The 17005-nt window shown below is 68.3% G+C and carries 20 protein-coding genes; 17 read left to right on the forward strand and 3 right to left on the reverse strand.

Going from position 1 to position 17005, the window contains the following annotated elements; all coding sequences use genetic code 11:
- Positions 1-284 precede the first annotated feature (284 nt).
- Positions 285-1049 carry an IclR family transcriptional regulator gene (locus AB0L60_RS06150; RefSeq protein WP_364608005.1) on the reverse strand — a complete coding sequence of 255 codons (765 nt, stop codon included), beginning with the start codon at positions 1047-1049 and terminating at the stop codon, positions 285-287.
- 82 nt (positions 1050-1131) lie between these two features.
- Here AB0L60_RS06150 and AB0L60_RS06155 point away from each other — a divergent pair, with 82 nt between their 5' ends.
- From AB0L60_RS06155 to AB0L60_RS06215, 13 genes are all read left to right on the forward strand, one after another.
- Positions 1132-1371, forward strand: a complete 240-nt coding sequence (locus tag AB0L60_RS06155; protein WP_356999696.1) for a thiamine-binding protein — start codon at positions 1132-1134, stop codon at positions 1369-1371.
- A complete protein-coding gene (locus AB0L60_RS06160) occupies positions 1364-1753 on the forward strand; it encodes a helix-turn-helix domain-containing protein (protein ID WP_364608009.1) in 390 nt (129 codons plus the stop codon). Before AB0L60_RS06155 ends, AB0L60_RS06160 begins: the two co-directional genes overlap by 8 nt.
- Positions 1754-2012: 259 nt before the next feature.
- Positions 2013-2141 (forward strand): hypothetical protein, encoded by a 129-nt coding sequence (locus AB0L60_RS06165; RefSeq protein WP_364608012.1) that lies wholly within the window; start codon positions 2013-2015, stop codon positions 2139-2141.
- A gap of 117 nt (positions 2142-2258) precedes the next feature.
- Positions 2259-2756, forward strand: coding sequence for a 2-oxo-4-hydroxy-4-carboxy-5-ureidoimidazoline decarboxylase (gene uraD, locus AB0L60_RS06170; protein ID WP_364608015.1), 498 nt, complete (start codon positions 2259-2261; stop codon positions 2754-2756).
- The gene (gene uraH / locus AB0L60_RS06175) at positions 2744-3088 is read left to right on the forward strand and encodes a hydroxyisourate hydrolase (RefSeq protein ID WP_364608573.1); all 345 of its coding nucleotides are present in this window, start codon (positions 2744-2746) and stop codon (positions 3086-3088) included. Before uraD ends, uraH begins: the two co-directional genes overlap by 13 nt.
- 6 nt (positions 3089-3094) lie before the next feature.
- On the forward strand, positions 3095-4000 hold the full coding sequence (gene pucL / locus AB0L60_RS06180; protein ID WP_364608018.1) for a factor-independent urate hydroxylase: 906 nt from the start codon (positions 3095-3097) through the stop codon (positions 3998-4000).
- A gap of 31 nt (positions 4001-4031) precedes the next feature.
- Positions 4032-5273, forward strand: a complete 1242-nt coding sequence (locus tag AB0L60_RS06185; RefSeq protein WP_364608021.1) for a nucleobase:cation symporter-2 family protein — start codon at positions 4032-4034, stop codon at positions 5271-5273.
- Entirely contained in the window at positions 5261-5437 is a 177-nt protein-coding gene (locus AB0L60_RS06190) for a hypothetical protein (protein ID WP_364608024.1), read from the forward strand. The genes AB0L60_RS06185 and AB0L60_RS06190 overlap by 13 nt, the downstream gene beginning before the upstream one ends.
- Before the next feature lie 161 nt (positions 5438-5598).
- Positions 5599-6420, forward strand: a complete 822-nt coding sequence (locus tag AB0L60_RS06195; RefSeq protein WP_364608027.1) for a TIM barrel protein — start codon at positions 5599-5601, stop codon at positions 6418-6420.
- Between the two features lie 54 nt (positions 6421-6474).
- Positions 6475-7365: a 2-hydroxy-3-oxopropionate reductase gene (locus tag AB0L60_RS06200; RefSeq protein WP_364608030.1), complete on the forward strand. Its 891-nt coding sequence runs from the start codon at positions 6475-6477 to the stop codon at positions 7363-7365.
- Between the two features lie 2 nt (positions 7366-7367).
- A complete protein-coding gene (gcl, locus tag AB0L60_RS06205) occupies positions 7368-9146 on the forward strand; it encodes a glyoxylate carboligase (RefSeq protein WP_364608033.1) in 1779 nt (592 codons plus the stop codon).
- Positions 9147-9155: 9 nt separating this feature from the next.
- Complete coding sequence (locus AB0L60_RS06210) at positions 9156-10328, forward strand: glycerate kinase (protein WP_364608036.1); 1173 nt, start codon at positions 9156-9158, stop codon at positions 10326-10328.
- A gap of 19 nt (positions 10329-10347) precedes the next feature.
- Positions 10348-11226, forward strand: a complete 879-nt coding sequence (locus AB0L60_RS06215) for a fumarylacetoacetate hydrolase family protein (RefSeq protein ID WP_364608039.1) — start codon at positions 10348-10350, stop codon at positions 11224-11226.
- Between the two features lie 144 nt (positions 11227-11370).
- Here AB0L60_RS06215 and AB0L60_RS06220 read toward each other — a convergent pair whose 3' ends face one another.
- Entirely contained in the window at positions 11371-12162 is a 792-nt protein-coding gene (locus tag AB0L60_RS06220; RefSeq protein WP_364608042.1) for a VOC family protein, read from the reverse strand.
- Positions 12163-12389: 227 nt separating this feature from the next.
- On the opposite strand from AB0L60_RS06220, the gene AB0L60_RS06225 reads away from it, so the two are divergent.
- Genes AB0L60_RS06225 through AB0L60_RS06240 form a run of 4 tightly spaced genes read left to right on the forward strand, consistent with a single transcriptional unit; the run spans position 12390 to position 15723 of the window.
- A complete protein-coding gene (locus tag AB0L60_RS06225; RefSeq protein ID WP_364608045.1) occupies positions 12390-13079 on the forward strand; it encodes a VC0807 family protein in 690 nt (229 codons plus the stop codon).
- The gene (locus AB0L60_RS06230) at positions 13072-13731 is read left to right on the forward strand and encodes a TMEM175 family protein (protein WP_364608048.1); all 660 of its coding nucleotides are present in this window, start codon (positions 13072-13074) and stop codon (positions 13729-13731) included. Before AB0L60_RS06225 ends, AB0L60_RS06230 begins: the two co-directional genes overlap by 8 nt.
- A gap of 37 nt (positions 13732-13768) precedes the next feature.
- Entirely contained in the window at positions 13769-14269 is a 501-nt protein-coding gene (locus AB0L60_RS06235) for a VOC family protein (protein WP_364608051.1), read from the forward strand.
- Positions 14266-15723, forward strand: coding sequence for an FAD-binding protein (locus AB0L60_RS06240; protein ID WP_364608054.1), 1458 nt, complete (start codon positions 14266-14268; stop codon positions 15721-15723). The genes AB0L60_RS06235 and AB0L60_RS06240 overlap by 4 nt, the downstream gene beginning before the upstream one ends.
- Here AB0L60_RS06240 and AB0L60_RS06245 read toward each other — a convergent pair.
- Positions 15699-16874: a DUF4132 domain-containing protein gene (locus tag AB0L60_RS06245; protein WP_364608057.1), complete on the reverse strand. Its 1176-nt coding sequence runs from the start codon at positions 16872-16874 to the stop codon at positions 15699-15701. The two genes, AB0L60_RS06240 and AB0L60_RS06245, sit on opposite strands and share 25 nt — an antisense overlap.
- Positions 16875-17005 lie beyond the last annotated feature (131 nt).

Consider the following 17005-nt stretch of genomic DNA (forward strand, 5'->3'; position numbering starts at 1 on the left):
GCGACCCGGGCCGCACGCCGACAAAGCTGAACCGAACTTGTGGGCTGCCTTGTGCCCATAGGAAAACCTCATTCCGAGATGTCGATGACTTCGCATCAGGATTCGAAACCGGAACCCTCTCGGATCTGTCCAGATTATGGGAATTGTTGGCAGCGAGCGGTTTTGCGAGGTATCGGAGGCCTGGCCCGCAAGTTTTCGCGGGTTCTATGAGGTCGATTACGACATCGCTGTCTGGTAGCCGACCGAGAACCGCCGGTGAGATTGCTGCGTAGCAGATTCGAGAACTATCGGAGGTCGTCGGACAGGGCGGCGGCGACCTCGGCCAGCAGCGGTGCGGCGCGGTCGATGAGCTCCTCGGTCATCCGGCCCACCGGGCCGGACACCGAAATCGCTAGCCGGGCAGGCGCTTTGGGCACCGCGACCGCCACGCATCGCACGCCGAGCTCCTGCTCGCCCTCGTCCATGGCGTATCCGGTGCGCGCGGCCTCGTCCAGCTGCCGGGCGAACTCCTCCGGATCGGTGATGGTGTTGTCGGTGTAGCGCGGCATTCCGGTGCGCTGCAACAGCTCTCGGGTCAGGTCCGGCGCCGAACCGGCCAGGATGGCCTTGCCCACGGCCGTGCAGTGCGGCAGCACCCGCCGGCCCACCTCGGTGAACATGCGCATGGAGTGCCGCGACTGCACCTGCGCCACATAGACGATCTGATCGCCGTCCAGCATGGCCATGTTCGCGGATTCACCGAGCTCGTCGACCAGCCGGGACAGGTGCGGGCGGGCCAGCACCGCCAGCATCTGCGAGGAGCTCTCACCGAGCTTGATCAGCTTGGGGCCCAGTACATACTTGCGCGACGGCTCCTGGTGCAGGTAGCCCAGATCCACCAGGGTGCGCACCAGCCGGTGAATGGTCGGCAGCGGCAGCCCCGACGCCGTGGCGAGCTGGGACAGGCCCATCATGCCGCCCTCGTCGGCCATCAGCTCCAGCAGGGCGAACGCGCGCTCGATGGACTGCACACCGCCGGTGCCGCTCTTGGGCTCCTTCGCTGCTGGCACCCCGGTCCTCCTCAGTTTTTCCGAATGCCGGAATTCTAGGGCAGATCGTAGATCACCTGTTCTGCCCAGTAGCCTGAGGCCCATGCGGCTACGCGCGGAGTTCACGACCGAACCGTTCCATGGCGAAGGGGAAACGCCGCCGCATGCCAGAGCGGCTCTCGAACTCGCCGAATCGGCCGGTCTGGAATGCGATTTCGGTCCGCTCGGCACCTCGGTGGCCGGGACCGACGACCGACTGCTGCCGGTGCTGGGCGAGATCATGGTGACCGCCTTCGCGCACGGGGCGACCCGGGTGACCATGCAGGTCGAGCAGGATGACTGAGCATTCGCCGATGGACGTGTCGCACCCCGTGCTGGTGACCCTCGCCCCGCTGCTGGAGAGAACCGGCGGTCGCCTGGTGCCCGCGCAGGAGGCCACCGCCGACGATGTCCCCCTGGTCTGGGAAGGAACGACCCTGGCCTGCGTGCGTTTCGGTCCGCCCGAGTCCGACACCCTCGGCGGCCTGGAGCGGCTGCTGGACGAGGTGGCGGCCGAGCTGGGCGGACCGCTGGCCGGACTGCCGCGCGTCGAGAAGCAGCGAGCTGTGCGATTGCTGGAAGAGCGGGGCGCCTTCACGTTCCGTAAGTCGGCGGAGACCGTGGCTGCGGCGCTGGGTGTCACCCGCTTCACCGTCTACAACTACCTGAACCGCGAGCGCGCCTGACCGGTCTGTCGGCCGACCGATATATATTCAACGAATTGTTGACGGCCAATGTGGCCCGTGCCACTCTTCTCGGATAGCGGAATGACCTTCCGCTATCCGAGAGAGGTTGCGCCAATGGAGACGTTGAGCGAACGCGGTTCACCTGCGGGCCAAAGAGTTTCGACGCTAAGCCGAGGGCTGTGCCACCCCGCTGCAGTCCCTGGGCTGGTGGAAGTTCGGTGCGCGGCTGCCGCTCATCTATGGCGGATCATTCGCGGCGGTGGGGCCGATCCTGGCCATCGCCAAGGACGCCGCGCCGGGCGAGGCGCTGCCGGTCATCTTCGGGGCCACCTGGTGGCGGGCATGCTGGCCGTCCTCGCCGGGGTGGCCGGTACGTATGCTCGGCTAGCGCCCTGACCTGCGGTCTCCGTATATTTTCAACAAAATGTTGACGATTTGTTGTGGCCCATGACACTCTTCTCGAGTAGCGGAATCACCCTTCCGCTATCCGAGAGAGGTAGCGCCGATGGTGACATTGAGCGAATTCAATTCGACAGCCGGGGAACAACTCCGGCCGGACCTGCTGACCTGCTGTGACGTGCCCGCGTGGGCCGACGGCGTGCTGGAGGCCCGGCCCTATGCCGATATCGACAGCGTGCTCGCCCGGGCCGGCGAGCTGGCCGGCGCCCTGAGCGGAGCCGAGGTGGATCGCGCGCTGGCCGCGCACCCCCGCATCGGTGACCGCGTGTCGGGCACCGACGCCGGATCCGCGTGGTCACGCCAGGAGCAGGCCTGGGTCGGCCAGGACGTGGCCATCGCCGCGCAGCTGCTGGACGGCAATCGCGCCTACGAGAAGCGTTTCGGCCGGGTCTTCCTGATCTGCGCCACCGGCCTGTCGGCCGAGCAGATTCTGGCGAGCCTGCACCAGCGCCTCACCAACGACGACGCCACCGAGACGGCCGTGGTGGCCGAGGAGCTGCGCAAGATCGCGGTCCTGCGCCTGCGAAAGGTATTCGAGCAGTGAGCACCATTACGACGCACATCCTGGACTCCGCGCTGGGCAAGCCCGCGGCCGGTGTCGAGGTGCGGCTGGAACAGGTCGGCCCGGACGCGCGGGTGCTGGCCGAGGGCAAGACCGATGACGACGGCCGGATCCGCGATCTCGGCCCCGAAGGGCTCGCGGCCGGTGTCTACCGGCTCACCTTCGACATTGAAAGCTATGCCGCCGCAACGAATCAGACCTACTTCTACCCGTCGGTCTCCATCACCTTCAAGGTCGCCGGGGTGGCGGGCGAGCACTACCACGTGCCCCTGCTCATGAGCCCCTTCGCCTATTCCACCTACCGAGGAAGCTGAACTCACATGGCAATCAAGCTGGGACAGAACCAGTACGGCAAGGCCGAGAACCGCGTCGTCCGCGTCTACCGCGACACCCCGCGCCACCAGATTCGCGACCTCAACGTCTCCTCGGCGCTGCGCGGCGACTTCGCCGACGCCCACATCACTGGCGACCAGGGCGACGTGCTGCCCACCGACACCCAGAAGAACACCGCCTTCTCCTTCGCCAAGGAGAAGGGTGTGCACTCCATCGAGGAGTTCGGCCTCACCCTCGCCGACCACTTCATCTCCCGGGCCCCCACCGCCACCGGTGCGCGCGTCGAGATCGAGGAGTACGCCTGGGATCGCATCGAGGTCGACGGTCAGGGCCACGATCACTCGTTCGTGAAGTCGGGCCGGGGCGTACGCACCACCGTGGTGAACATCGACGGCGTCGGCCCGGATCGCAAGGCCCACGTGGTCTCCGGCGTGAAGGACCTGACCCTGCTGAAGACCACGGGCTCGGAGTTCCACGGCTTCTTCAAGGACAAGTACACCACCCTGCAGCCGACCAACGACCGCATCATGGCGACCTCGCTGGTGGCCCGGTGGCGCTACAACCACACCGACGTCGACTGGGACAAGACCTACGACGCCATCCTCAAGACCATCCTGCGGCAGTTCGCCGTGGTGCACTCGCTGGCACTGCAGCAGACCCTCTACTCCATGGGCCGCGCGGTGCTCGAGCAGTTCACCGAGGTCGCCGAGATCCGTTTCTCGGCCCCGAACAAGCACCACTTCCTGGTGGACCTGAGCCCCTTCAATGTGGACAACCCGGGCGAGGTCTTCATCGCCGCGGACCGTCCGTACGGCCTGATCGAGGCCACCGTCGAGCGCGACGACGCCAACGAGGCCGGGAACGCCTGGCTCGCCACCCCGGGCTTTTGCTGAATGGCTCAGTGCTGATCTAGGAGGTGCGGCGATGGGTGATGACCAGAGCCGCGTGACAGAGACCATCACCCGTCCCGAGGATGCGCGACATCCCCTGGGTCAGTTGGTGGTCTACGGAACTCAGCACATTCTGACGATGTACGGCGGTGTGATCGCACCGCCGCTGATCGTCGGCGGTGCGGCCGGGCTCTCGGCGTCGGACATGGCCCTGCTGGTGACGGCGGGCCTGTTCCTCTCCGGTCTGGCCACCCTGCTACAGACCCTCGGCATCGGGCCCATCGGCTCCAGATTGCCGATCGTGCAGGGTATTTCGTTCGCCAGTGTCTCGACGATGGTCACCATCGCGAGCGACGGCGGACTCCGGCCGGTCTTCGGCGCGATCATAGTCGCCGGTCTGATCGGACTGGTGCTGTCCAGTTTCTTCGCCAAGCTGGTACGGCTCTTCCCGGCCGTGGTGACCGGGACGATCATCACGGTGATCGGACTCTCGTTGCTGCCCACCGCATTCCGGTGGGCGATGGGCAACGATCCCAAGGCGGCCGATTACGGCTCGATGGGCAATATCGGCTTCGCGGGGCTGACCCTGCTCATCATTCTGGTGATCAGCAGGCTCTTCCAGGGCGCGATCTCGCGGCTGTCGATCCTGATCGGCCTGGCGATCGGCACCCTGCTGGCCGTGGTCACCCACCACGCCGACTTCTCGGCGGTCGGCAAGGCGAAAATCATTGCGCTGCCGCCGATCCTGCACTTCGGCGGGCCGACGTTCGAGGCCGGCGCGATCGTGTCCATGACCATCGTGATCCTGGTGATCATGACCGAGACCACCGCCGACATCCTCGCCATCGGCGAAATCGTCGGCACCGAGGTGGATTCGGCGCGGGTGGCGACCGGCCTGCGGGCCGACATGCTCTCCACCACGGTCGCGCCGGTGTTCGGCAGCTTCCCGTGCAGCGCCTTCGCGCAGAACGTCGGACTGGTGGCGCTCACCGGCATCAAGAGCCGGTTCGTGGTCGCGACAGGCGGTTTGGTGCTCGTACTGCTGGGTTTGTTCCCGGTGGTGGGCGCGGTGGTGGCCGGGATTCCGTATCCGGTGCTGGGCGGTGCGGGCATCGTCCTGTTCGGATCCGTGGCGGCGAGTGGTATCCGCACGCTGGCGCGGGTGGACTTCACCGACAACCTCAATATGGTCATCGTCGCGGTGGCCATGGGCGTGGGCCTGATTCCGATTGCGGCGCCGACGTTCTGGGACAGGTTCCCGACTTGGCTCGGGTGATCATGCACTCCGGCATCTCCGCCACGGCGGTGGTGGCGATCGCGTTGAATCTGGTGTTCAACGAGATCAAGGGTGGAAACAAGACGGGCGCTTCGGTGTTCGCGGCAGCCGAGGATCGCAAGGACGATCTGGGCGAGCGACTGGACGACGATATCCGCGACTGAATCGGCAATTTCGTATATCTCGTGCCGTACTGGCCGGTAGCTCCCGGAACTCTCTTGACGGGGTTGTTTCGGGAGCACTAGCATTTTCATATCCCGAAAAAATATTTCCGCATTGTGGAAAATAGCGGAAACGCTGCGGGAACGAACTGGAGGGATTCCTGATGACCCACTCGCTCGACTACGCCGTGAACTGCTCGCTGCTGTTCACCGAGCTGCCCACCCTGGAGCGCCCGGAAGCCGTGCGGCAGGCCGGATTCGACGCCATCGAGTTCTGGTGGCCGTTCGCCGAGGCGGTCCCGTCGGACCGGGACGTGGACGCCTTCGTCGCCGCCGTGCAGAACGCGGGCGTGCAGCTGATCGGCCTCAACTTCTTCGCCGGTGACATGGCCGGCGGCGACCGCGGCCTGGTCTCCTGGCCGTCGCGGTCCGCGGAGTTCAAGGACAATATCGACGTCACGGTCGGCATCGGAGAACGACTGGGCACCAAGGCTTTCAACGCCCTCTACGGCAACCGCGTCGACCACGCCACCCCGGAGCAGCAGGACGAGCTGGCCGTCGAGAATCTGGCGGCGGCGGCCGTGGCCGCCTCCCGGATCGGGGCCACCATCCTGGTCGAGCCCGCCTCCGGCGCGCCGCGCTACCCGCTGCTGACGGCCGTCGACGGTCTCGCTGTCATCGACAAGGTGCGGGCGTACGCGGGCGTCAGCAATATCGGCCTGCTCGCCGACCTCTACCACCTCGCCGTGAACGGCGACGACGTGGACAAGGTGATCTCCGAGTACACCGACCGGATCGCCCACGTGCAGATCGCCGACAACCCGGGCCGCAACGAGCCGGGCACCGGCGAGCTCCAGCTCGAGCTTCAGCTCACCGACCTCGCGTCGCGCGGCTACCGGGGCTGGGTCGGCCTCGAGTACAAGCCGTCCGGCCGTTCCGAGGACGCCTTCGAATGGCTGCCGCGCGAGCGTCGCGCCGCGAAGTAGCCCGCCGTCCAGAGACCCAGAGAACTTGCCATACAGAGGATTAGGGAACAGATCATGACCAACATCGCTTTCATCGGCCTCGGCATCATGGGCACCCCGATGGCCGTCCACCTCCAGAACGCCGGCCACGCCGTCAAGGGCTTCGACCGCAACCCGGCCCAGGCCCAGCCGCTGGTCGACGCGGGTGGCCGTGCGGTCACCTCGATCGCGGACGCCGTGCGCGGCGCGGAGGTCATCGCCGTGATGGTGCCGGACTCCCCGCACGTGCAGGAGGTTCTTGCCGGTGAGAAGGGTGTCTTCGAGACCGCCGAGCCCGGCGCGCTGATCATCGACTTCTCCAGCATCCGCCCGGATGTCACCCAGGAGCTGGCGAAGCAGGCCGCCGAGCGTGGCTTCCGCCTGCTGGACGCCCCGGTCTCCGGCGGCGAGCCGGGCGCGGTGAACGCGACCCTGTCCATCATGGTCGGCGGCTCGGCCGAGGACTTCGCCACCGCCGAGCCGGTTTTCGACACTGTCGGCAAGACCATCGTGCACGTCGGCACGAATGGCGCGGGCCAGACCGTGAAGGCCGCCAACCAGCTCATCGTGGCCAGCAACATCCAGGCCGTGGCCGAGGCCGTGGTATTCCTCGAGGCCTACGGCGTCGAGCTGGGCCCCGCCCTGGACGTGCTCGGCGGCGGCCTGGCCGGTTCGGCCGTGCTGAACCAGAAGCGCGACAAGATGATCAACCGCGAGTTCGCGCCGGGCTTCCGGATCGACCTGCACCACAAGGACATGGGCATCTTCACCACCGCCGCGCGTGAGGCCGGTCTGGTGAGCCCGGCCGGCTCGCTCATCGCGCAGCTGGTCGCCTCGGCCCGCGCCAATGGCGACGGCCACCTGGACCACTCTGCACTGCTGCGCGGCGTCGAGCGCCTGAGCGGCAAGCTGGACAAGGAGAACTGATTATGGCGCGCATGCGCACCGTCGACGCGGCGGTCCTGATCCTGGAAAGGGAAGGGGCCACACAGGCTTTCGGTCTGCCGGGCGCCGCGATCAACCCGTTCTACAGCGCCATGAAGGCGCACGGCGGCATCAAGCACGTGCTGGCCCGCCACGTCGAGGCCGCCTCGCACATGGCCGAGGGCTTCACCCGGGCCAAGCCCGGCAATATCGGTATCTGCATCGGGACGTCGGGCCCGGCGGGCACCGACATGGTGACCGGTCTGTACGCCGCCAGCGCGGATTCCATTCCGATCCTGTGCATCACGGGCCAGGCCCCGGTGTCCAAACTGCACAAGGAGGACTTCCAGGCCGTCGACATCGCGTCCATCGCGAAGCCGCTGGCCAAGTGGGCGCACACCGTGCTCGAGCCCGCCCAGGTGCCGGGCGCCTTCCAGAAGGCGTTCTGGCTCATGCGCGAAGGCCGTCCGGGCCCGGTACTCATCGATCTGCCAATCGACGTGCAGCTGGCCGAGATCGAGTTCGACATCGACACCTACGAGCCGTTGCCCGTGGCTCGCCCGGCCGCCACCCGGGCGCAGGCCGCCAAGGTGCTGCAGATGCTGAACGCCGCGAAGCGTCCCCTGATCATCGCCGGCGGCGGCATCATCAATGCCGACGCCGACGCCCTGCTGGTGAAATTCGCCGAGCTGACCGGTGTTCCGGTGGTCCCGACCCTGATGGGCTGGGGCACCATCGCCGACGACCACGAGCTGAACGCCGGCATGGTGGGTCTGCAGACCTCGCACATCTACGGCAACGAGTCGCTGCTGGCCTCGGACTTCGTGCTGGGTATCGGCAACCGGTGGGCCAACCGCCACACCGGTGGTCTCGACACCTACACCATGGACCGCAAGTTCGTGCACGTCGACATCGAGCCGACCCAGATCGGCCGGGTCTTCGCGCCCGACTACGGCATCGTCTCCGACGCCGGTGCGGCCCTGGAACAGTTCATCGCCGTCGCGGAATCCCTTGACGCCGTGGGTGGTCTGACCGACCACGGTGACTGGGCCGAGCAGGTGCGCGCCCGCCGCGCGACCGGACAGCGCAAGACGCACTTCGAGAACGTGCCGCTCAAGCCGCAGCGCGTGTACGAGGAGATGAACAAGGCGTTCGGCCGGGACACCCGGTACGTCACCACCATCGGACTGTCGCAGATTCAGGCCTCACAGCTGCTGCACGTGTACAAGCCGCGGCACTGGATCAACGCCGGTCAGGCCGGCCCGCTGGGCTGGACCCTGCCCGCCGCGCTGGGTGTCGCCACCGCGTGCAAGGACGAGCAGGTCGTCGCGCTGTCCGGTGACTACGACTTCCAGTTCCTCATCGAGGAATTGGCCGTCGGCGCCCAGTTCAACATCCCGTACATCCATGTGCTGGTGAACAACTCGTACCTGGGGCTGATCCGGCAGGCACAGCGGGCGTTCGAGATGGACTACTACGTCCAGCTCGATTTCGAGAACATCAACTCGCCCGAGGTCAACGGCTACGGCGTGGACCACGTCAAGGTCGCGGAGGGTCTGGGCTGCAAGGCGATTCGCGTCTTCGAGCCGCAGGACATCGGTCCCGCCTTCGAGAAGGCCAAGTCGCTGATGGCCGAATTCAAGGTGCCCGTCGTGGTCGAATGCATTCTCGAGCGCGTCACCAATGTGTCCATGGGCGCGCGTGAGATCAACGAGGTCGTGGAGTTCGAGGAGCTGGCCTCGGCCTTCGTCGACGCCCCGACCGCAACCGTCCCACTGGACTAGAGGATTCCCATGGCTCGTGTGCTGATCGCCTCCGACAAATTCAAGGGCTCGCTGACCGCGGCGCAGGTCGGGGCCGCCGTGCGAGCCGGAATCCGGCGGGCGCGTCCCGACGCCTCGGTGGCGGTCGCGCCCGTGGCCGACGGCGGTGACGGCACCGTCGCCGCCGCGCTCGCAGCCGGTTTCGACGCGGTCCCGCTGACCGCGTCGGGGCCGACCGGGGAACCGGTGCTGACCGCCTACGCCCGGCGCGACCATCTCGCGGTCGTGGAGATGGCGGATGTGTCGGGCCTGGTGCGGCTGCCGGAAGGCCGGCTGCAACCGATGACCGCCACCAGCCGGGGCACCGGCGAGGTGATGGCGGCCGCGGTCGCGGCCGGGTGCCGCCGCATCGTGCTCGGCATCGGCGGCAGTGCCGGAACCGACGGCGGCGCAGGTCTGTTGGAGGCGCTCGGCGCCCGGCTGCTGGACGCGGATGGGCAGCCCATCGGCGACGGCGGGGCGGCTCTCACCCGGGTGCACGCCATCGACCTGACCGCCCTGCGCGAGCGGATGGACGGCGTCGAGGTCACGGTGGCCTGCGATGTCGACAATCCGCTCACCGGGCCGTATGGGGCCGCTGCGGTCTACGGGCCGCAGAAGGGCGCCGGTCCGGCCCAGGTGGCCGAGCTGGACGCCGCGCTCGGGCAGTGGGCGCAGCGGCTGGCCGCGGAACTCGGGTCGGATCGGCGCGACGCGGCGGGGGCCGGCGCCGCGGGGGGTGTCGGATTCGCCGCGCTCGCCGTCCTCGGCGCGACCCTGCGGCCCGGCATCGAATTGATGCTGGAGCTGGTCGGTTTCGACGCGCGGCTGGCCGGGATGGACCTGGTCGTCACCGGCGAGGGCAAGCTCGACGAGCAGACTCTGCACGGCAAGGCGCCCGCGGGCGTGGCGGCGGCGGCACGAGCCGCGGGGGTGCCGGTGGTCGCCGTGTGCGGCCGGAACACGTTGCCGGCGGACCGGTTGCGCGAAACCGGCTTCGCCGCCGCGTATTCGCTCATCGAGATCGAACCGGACGAACAGCGCTGCCTGAGTGCCGGGGCAATGCTGTTGCAGCAGCTGGGTATTCGCATCGCGCACGAACACCTGCCGGGTGGCGCGGGGGTGGCGGCCGTGGCCGCCGAGCAATCGGGGGCCGAGAAATGAAGCAGCCGGGAGGCGACGTATGAAACTGCTGCGCGTAGGGGTCCGGGGCGCCGAGCGTCCCGTGGCCATCGATGATGAGGGCGCGCTGCGCGATCTGTCGTCCGTGACCGCCGATATCGACGGCCGGCTGCTGGGTGATCCGGCGGCGCTGAGCGCGGTGCGCTCCACGCTCGCCGCCGGATCCCTGCCCGAGGTGGATCCGGCCGCGCGGGTCGGCGCACCGATCGCCCGGCCCGGCAAGGTGATCGGCATCGGGCTCAACTACACCGACCACGCCGCGGCCATCGGCGCGGCCATTCCGGAACGGCCCGTGGTGTTCCTGAAGCCCGGCACCACGGTGAGCGGTCCCTACGACGCCATCGAGCTGCCGCCAGGCAGCCGCGCCACCGACCACGAGGTGGAGCTGGGCGTGGTGATCGGCCGCACGCTGCGCGACTGCCCGGACGCCGCCACCGCGCTGGGGGCGGTGGGCGGCTATGTCACCGCCAATGACGTCACCGAGCGCAATGGCATTGCGGGCGAACCGACCTGGGTGAAGGGCAAGTCCTTCGACACCTTCACCCCCATCGGCCCGTGGCTGGTGACACCCGACGAGGTCGCCGAGCCGCAGGCGCTGAGCCTGCAGCTGTGGGTGAACGGCCAACAGCGGCAAGCGGGTACGACCGGCGACATGGTCGCCGGAGTGGGCGAACTGCTGCGGTACCTGAGCACGCTGATGACCCTGGAACCCGGTGATCTGGTGCTGACCGGGACCCCGGGCGGCGTCGCGGTCAGCCGACCGGAGCCGAAACCCTATCTGCGCGACGGTGATGTCGTGGTCGTGGAGGTCGCCGGACTGGGCAGGCAGCAGACCCTGGCCACCGGCGTGCGCGGCGCCGTCGTCGTCACCGGGGGGTGACTTCCCGAGGCGGCGTCCGAAGCGCTGCTGGGGCGCCGACCACGTCGCCGCGGGATGATCCGAACGGCCCGGTCACTGTGGGGGCCGGGCCGTTCGTCCTGTCCGGGGCCGGTTATCGATCGGGTACACGCGCTGTGCAACCGGTCAGGACTTGTTGCCGCCCAGGCTGAATCGCACGCCGGACGGGTCGGCCACCGCCGCCAGCCGGCCGTACGGGGTGTCCTCGGCGGGCCGCACCACGCTGCCGCCCAGTTCGGCCACCTTGCGCACGGCGGCGTCCACGTCCTCGACGCCGAAGTAGACGGTCCAGTATCCGGGCACACTCGGCGGCAGGAAGCTGCTCGAGTCCATCACGCCGCCCAGCATCGGGGTCACGGAATGGATGGTGGTGTACCGGAATTCGGGTGTATCGGAAATGGTGAACGGGTCCTTCCAGCCGAAGACCTCGCGATAGAACTTCAGGGCGTCGTCGTAGTTGCGCGTGTGCAGTTCGAACCACGAGGGCGTGCCCACATGCCCCTCCCACTGCCCGCCGCCGGCCACGCCGCGCTGCTCGAACCCGGCCATGGTGCCGGCTTCCCACACGCCGATCCCGACCCCGCCGTTGTCCCCGAACACGCCGAACTTGCCGAGGTCCCCGACCGCCGTCACCGGCGCCGCGATCATCCCGCCGGACGCCGTGACGGCCGCCGCGGTCGCCTCGGCGTCCGGGCTGGCCAGGTACACGGTCCACTGATCGGGCCCGCTGTTCCCGTTATTGCGCATCCCGCCCGCGACGGCCAGGCCGTCCTTGCGGAAGGTGATGTAGTCGCCGTACTCGGGCGCGACATCCGCGCTCCACCCGAACAGCTCACCGTAGAAGTCGATGGCGCTGTCGGTGTCGGTGGTGAAGAGATCGGTCCAGACCGGATCGCCCGGCTGCGTCACGTAGGACATGGTCAACTCCTCGAATCGGTATTTCGGTCCCCGGGAATGGAGACGACGCCCGGCTCCGGAAATCATCGTCTTCCGTCGGGCCGAAGCGGGGATGGCGGCGGACGGCGTGTCCGGCGCCGGCATGACAACTGTCATGGCCGGGAGGTGATGGTTGGCAGATTCGGCGAGGTCGGCGCGACCGTAGCGTCATTCCTGTAGCGCACAAACCGATTACAGGAGTTCCGACCATGGCCGACAACATCGCCGCAGTGTCCGCGCCGCAGTCGCAGGACCGGCCGAACCTGCTGCGCATGCTCGCTCCCACCGCCCGTGACATCGCGGTGCCGCTCGCGGCGTACTACCTCCTGCACTGGGCCGGGTACTCCGATTTCCTCGCGCTGCTGGCGGGCGCGGTGTTCTCCGGCATCATGGTCCTCGTCGAGGTGATCCGGGCCCGGCGCGTCGACGCCCTGGCCGCGCTCATCCTGGCCGGCTTCGTCTTCGGCATCGCCAGCTCGCTGATCAGCGGCGACGCCCGGATGATGATCGTGCGGGACTCGCTCACCACCGCGGTCATCGGTCTCGCGTTCGGGGTGAGCGCACTGCTGGGCAAGCCGCTGACCTACGTGGCGGCCCGGAAGGCCTTCGCGAACTCACCGGCGAAGCTGGCGGAGATGGAGCACAATTTCCGTACCAACCCGCTGGTGCGCCGCGTGCACAACCGGATCGCCGGGATGTGGGGCGTGGGCCTGGTCGGCGAGTCCGTGCTGCGGGTGGTGCTCGCCTACCGGCTGCCCATCCACACCATGGCCTGGCTGTCGAGCGCGCTCATGATCGGCGTGACCGTGGTGCTGATGGCGATCACGGTTCGAACCATCAAGCGGGCCAAGCGATCTGAAGCGATCGCGGAATCGGGTTACGCTTCCGTCCATGAGTGACGGATCGGTTCCGGATCGCACGCTCGCCGGAACCGCCCGGGTGGAAGCGTTCAGCGACGGGGTGATGGCGATTGCCATCACCCTGTTGATTCTGGATATCCGGGTGCCCGACCATGAACCCGGGCGCCTGCTGCAGGCGCTGGCGCACATCTGGCCGGCGTACGTGGCCTATCTGGCGTCGTTCATGACGATCGGCGTCGTGTGGATGAACCACCACACCTTCTTCGGGCGGTTGCGGCGCATCGACCACGTGCTGCGGTGGTGGAATCTGATGCTGCTGCTGGGCATTTCGCTGGTGCCGTTCCCGACGATGGTGGTGGCCGACAATGTGGTGCACGGGACGCGCCGGGACGCCGTGGTGGCGGTGGCGCTGTACGGGATCGTCGGGGTGATGATGACCGTGCCGTGGGCGCCCATGTGGTGGCGACTGGCGAAGCGGCCGGAGATGTTGAAGCCCGGTCTGGGTGCGGATTACGCGCGGCGAGAGAGTTGGCGGGCCTGGCCGGGCATCCTGGTCTACGCGGTGTGCATCGGGGTCGGATTCTTCTCTCCGATCACGGCACTGGTGCTGTATCTGCTGGTCTCGACGTTCTACGGCCTCAGCAACAAAGGGTGGACGGCGCCATCCGATCCGGATCCCGACGACGAGTAACCCTTGCCAATTTAAGCGATTGTGATTAACTGCCGGGGTGGACAGCACAAGTGTGGCCCGCGGCCCGGTCACCCAGATCGCCTGGGTGGTCGAGGACATCGCGGCCGGTGAACAGTTCCTGAACACCACCATGGGCGCCGGCGGCTGGATGCGCATGCCCGAGGTCCACTTCGGGCCCGAGAGCTGCGTCTACCGTGGCGAACCCGCCGACTTCACCGCGCACATCTCCCTGTCCTACAGCGGCGACACCCAGCTCGAACTCATCCAGCCGGTGCGCGGCCGCTCCATCTACACCGAATTCCTCGAACGCGGCGGACCCGGCCTGCACCACATCTGCCTGGAACCCGACGACTTCGACGGCGCGCTGAAAGAAGCCGCGGCGCAGGGGATCCCGGTGGTGCAGCAGGGCGACATGAGCGGGCAGATGCGTTTCGCCTACCTCGACGGCGCTGCCTCGGGCGTGCCGTTCATCGAACTCGCCGAGATCGGGCCGAATATGCGGCTGTTCTTCGAGCAGATCAAGAAGGATGCGCAGTGAGCACACAGATACCGGAAACCCTTGCGGCGGCGTCGATTACCGAGTGGTCCGACGAGGTCGACGTGGTCGTGGCCGGATTCGGCATCGCGGGCGGCTGCGCGGCGGTCGAGGCGGCCGCCAACGGGGCCCGCGTACTGGTCCTGGAGCGGGCCGGCGTCGCGGGCGGCACCACCGCGCTGGCGGGCGGGCACTTCTACCTCGGCGGCGGCACTGCCGTGCAGCGGGCGACCGGCCACGACGATTCGGCCGAGGAGATGTACAAGTACCTGCTGTCGGTGGCGCGCGATCCCGAACCGCACAAGATCCGTGCCTACTGCGACGGCAGTGTCGAGCACTTCGACTGGCTGGAGAGCCTGGGTTTCGAATTCGAGCGCAGCTACTACCCGGAGAAGGCGGTCATCCAGCCCGGCACCCAGGGGCTGATGTACACCGGCAACGAAAAGGTCTGGCCCTACCGGGATCAGGCGACGCCCGCGCCGCGCGGGCACAAGGTTCCGGTGCCCGGTGACACCCAGGGCGCGGCCATGATCATCGAGCTGCTGGTGAAGCGGGCCGCCGCGCTCGGCGTCGAGGTGCGGTACGAGACCGGCGTGACCAATCTGATCACCGAGGCCGACGGCAGTGTGGCCGGCGTCAGCTGGAAGCACCTCGGCACCACCGGTGCGGTGCGGGCGAAGTCGGTGGTGCTCGCCGCCGGCGGCTTCGTCATGAACACCGACATGGTGACCGAGCACGTGCCGTGGCTGACCGAGAAGCCTTTCGTGTTGGGGACGCCCTTCGACGACGGGCTGGGCATCCGGCTCGGCGTCTCGGCGGGCGGCATGACCCGCATGATGGACCAGGCGTTCGTCACCGCGCCCGTGTATCCGCCCGCGAAGCTGCTGACCGGAATCGTGGTGAACCAGCGGGGCGAACGCTTCGTCGCCGAGGATTCCTATCACGCGCGGACCTCCGCCTTCGTACTCGATCAGCCCGGTGCGGTGGCCTACCTGATCGTGGACTCCGAGCACATGGAACGGCCCATGTTCCCGCTCGCGCCGTTCATCGACGGCTGGGAGACCGTCGAGGAGATGGCGACCGCGCTCGGAATCCCGTACGAGGCACTGCGATCCACCCTCGACCGATACAACGAGAACGCGGCCCGCGGCGAGGATCCCGATTTCCACAAGGCGGCCGAATGGCTCGAGCCGCAGGATCACGGACCGTGGGCGGCCTTCGACCTGACCCTGGGCAAGGCGCTGTACGCGGGCTTCACCCTCGGCGGCCTGCGCACCTCGGCCGACTCGGAAGTGCTGCGGGACAACGGATCAGCGATTCCCGGGCTCTACGCGGCGGGCGCTACCGCCTCCACTCTGGCCCAGGACGGCAAGGGCTATTCCAGCGGCACCCAGCTCGGCGCGGGCTCCTTCTTCGGGCGCCGCGCCGGACGTCACGCCGCCAGCCGCTCCAGCTGACGGATCAGCTCCGAGGCGGTGACGGCATCGAACGACCCGAACGTGCCGCCCCGGAGCTCCACCGCCAGCACCCGCTGGAGTTCGGGCTCGTAGCGATAACCGCCCGCGAGCCCGGGGTCCAGCGTGACGGCCACCTCCCGGAACGGACCGAACCGGCGATACAGGAGCTCTCCGGACAACTCCCAGCCCAGCTGTTGCAGTCCGAACACCCGATCGGTGCGGACCTGGCGATCGGTGAAGCGGGACAGGCGATCCGCTTCCGCCTCCGCTGACGTGAGGATGTACGTGCGCCGGTCCAGCTGCTCGAACGGCTGGCGTAATCGGTTGCCGGCGAACGAATTCCGCCATGCCGCCAGGGACTCCGCGAGGTGCAGCGGGTGGGCCACGCCCACCAGCGTCTCGCGCGGCAGCTCGACGGGCCTGTCGTCCACGGCCCGGAGCCCGCCCTCGGCATCGATGCGGAACGTACCCGTCACGGTGCCGCGGCCGTCGAAGCTCGCCCACACCAGCCGCCGGGCGAGCTGGCCGAGCGCGGGATCCTCGAGCACCAGCCGCCGGTGAGCCGCGGACCGCCATCGCCGGCCGTCCACCATGGCCGCCTCCAGTCGCCGAATCTGGTCGGTGGTCACCGATTTCGGGTCCGCGGGGGCGTGTGGTGTGTCCCCGCCGGGAGAGGACGGTTGCGCACCCAGCCGGGCACGCACCCGGAGATTCAATGTCTCCGCGGCGGGCTCGGGCTCCTCGCCGGGCGTGGTCGCCCGCAGCCATGGTGTCATCCGTCCCGCGCGCGGCTCCGGTTCCTCGATGCGCAGGCCCTGCCGTGTCTCGGCGACCGCGGCCGCGAACGCGTACCCGTGCTCGTTCGTCCAGCTGTCGATGAACCGGTCGATGAACTCCTGCTCCCGCTGTGGCCCGGTCCGATAGGCGATCGCCGCCCGCTGTGCGATGGCGAACACCACCGCCGCGCCCTCCGGCGTGACCGGTCCGGCGGGGTTGGCGGCGTATTCCGCTGCGGCGTCGGCGAGTTCGTCCAGCCCGTCCAGCCGGGCCGCCGTCAGCACGGTCTCCACCGCTCGACGGTGCCGGCGCAGGAACTTCCGCACCGCCGTGGTGGCGTGCGGATCGGCCCAGCGCCTCTCCTCGTCGGTCATGCCCGTGATCTTGCCGCCCGGCGCCGACAGGTCGTGGGCAGGAGGCGCAGACAGGTTGTCGGCACCAGGCACCGACAGGTTGTCGGTGGGCGGCGGTAGGGTGGCTCGCTGACGCCCCGATCGGGGTCGCC

The organism is Nocardia sp. NPDC051981, assembly GCF_040680715.1.
Taxonomy (GTDB): Bacteria; Actinomycetota; Actinomycetes; order Mycobacteriales; family Mycobacteriaceae; genus Nocardia.

Bases quoted from the DNA above. Each gene is read 5' to 3' on its own strand.
- AB0L60_RS06155 (WP_356999696.1), top strand. From the start codon at position 1,132: ATGCGGCTACGCGCGGAGTTCACGACCGAACCGTTCCATGGCGAAGGG.
- AB0L60_RS06160 (WP_364608009.1), top strand. From the start codon at position 1,364: ATGACTGAGCATTCGCCGATGGACGTGTCGCACCCCGTGCTGGTGACC.
- uraD (WP_364608015.1), top strand. From the start codon at position 2,259: ATGGTGACATTGAGCGAATTCAATTCGACAGCCGGGGAACAACTCCGG.
- pucL (WP_364608018.1), top strand. From the start codon at position 3,095: ATGGCAATCAAGCTGGGACAGAACCAGTACGGCAAGGCCGAGAACCGC.
- AB0L60_RS06185 (WP_364608021.1), top strand. From the start codon at position 4,032: ATGGGTGATGACCAGAGCCGCGTGACAGAGACCATCACCCGTCCCGAG.
- AB0L60_RS06195 (WP_364608027.1), top strand. From the start codon at position 5,599: ATGACCCACTCGCTCGACTACGCCGTGAACTGCTCGCTGCTGTTCACC.
- AB0L60_RS06200 (WP_364608030.1), top strand. From the start codon at position 6,475: ATGACCAACATCGCTTTCATCGGCCTCGGCATCATGGGCACCCCGATG.
- gcl (WP_364608033.1), top strand. From the start codon at position 7,368: ATGGCGCGCATGCGCACCGTCGACGCGGCGGTCCTGATCCTGGAAAGG.
- AB0L60_RS06210 (WP_364608036.1), top strand. From the start codon at position 9,156: ATGGCTCGTGTGCTGATCGCCTCCGACAAATTCAAGGGCTCGCTGACC.
- AB0L60_RS06215 (WP_364608039.1), top strand. From the start codon at position 10,348: ATGAAACTGCTGCGCGTAGGGGTCCGGGGCGCCGAGCGTCCCGTGGCC.
- AB0L60_RS06220 (WP_364608042.1), bottom strand. From the start codon at position 12,162: ATGTCCTACGTGACGCAGCCGGGCGATCCGGTCTGGACCGATCTCTTC.
- AB0L60_RS06225 (WP_364608045.1), top strand. From the start codon at position 12,390: ATGGCCGACAACATCGCCGCAGTGTCCGCGCCGCAGTCGCAGGACCGG.
- AB0L60_RS06230 (WP_364608048.1), top strand. From the start codon at position 13,072: ATGAGTGACGGATCGGTTCCGGATCGCACGCTCGCCGGAACCGCCCGG.
- AB0L60_RS06245 (WP_364608057.1), bottom strand. From the start codon at position 16,874: ATGACCGACGAGGAGAGGCGCTGGGCCGATCCGCACGCCACCACGGCG.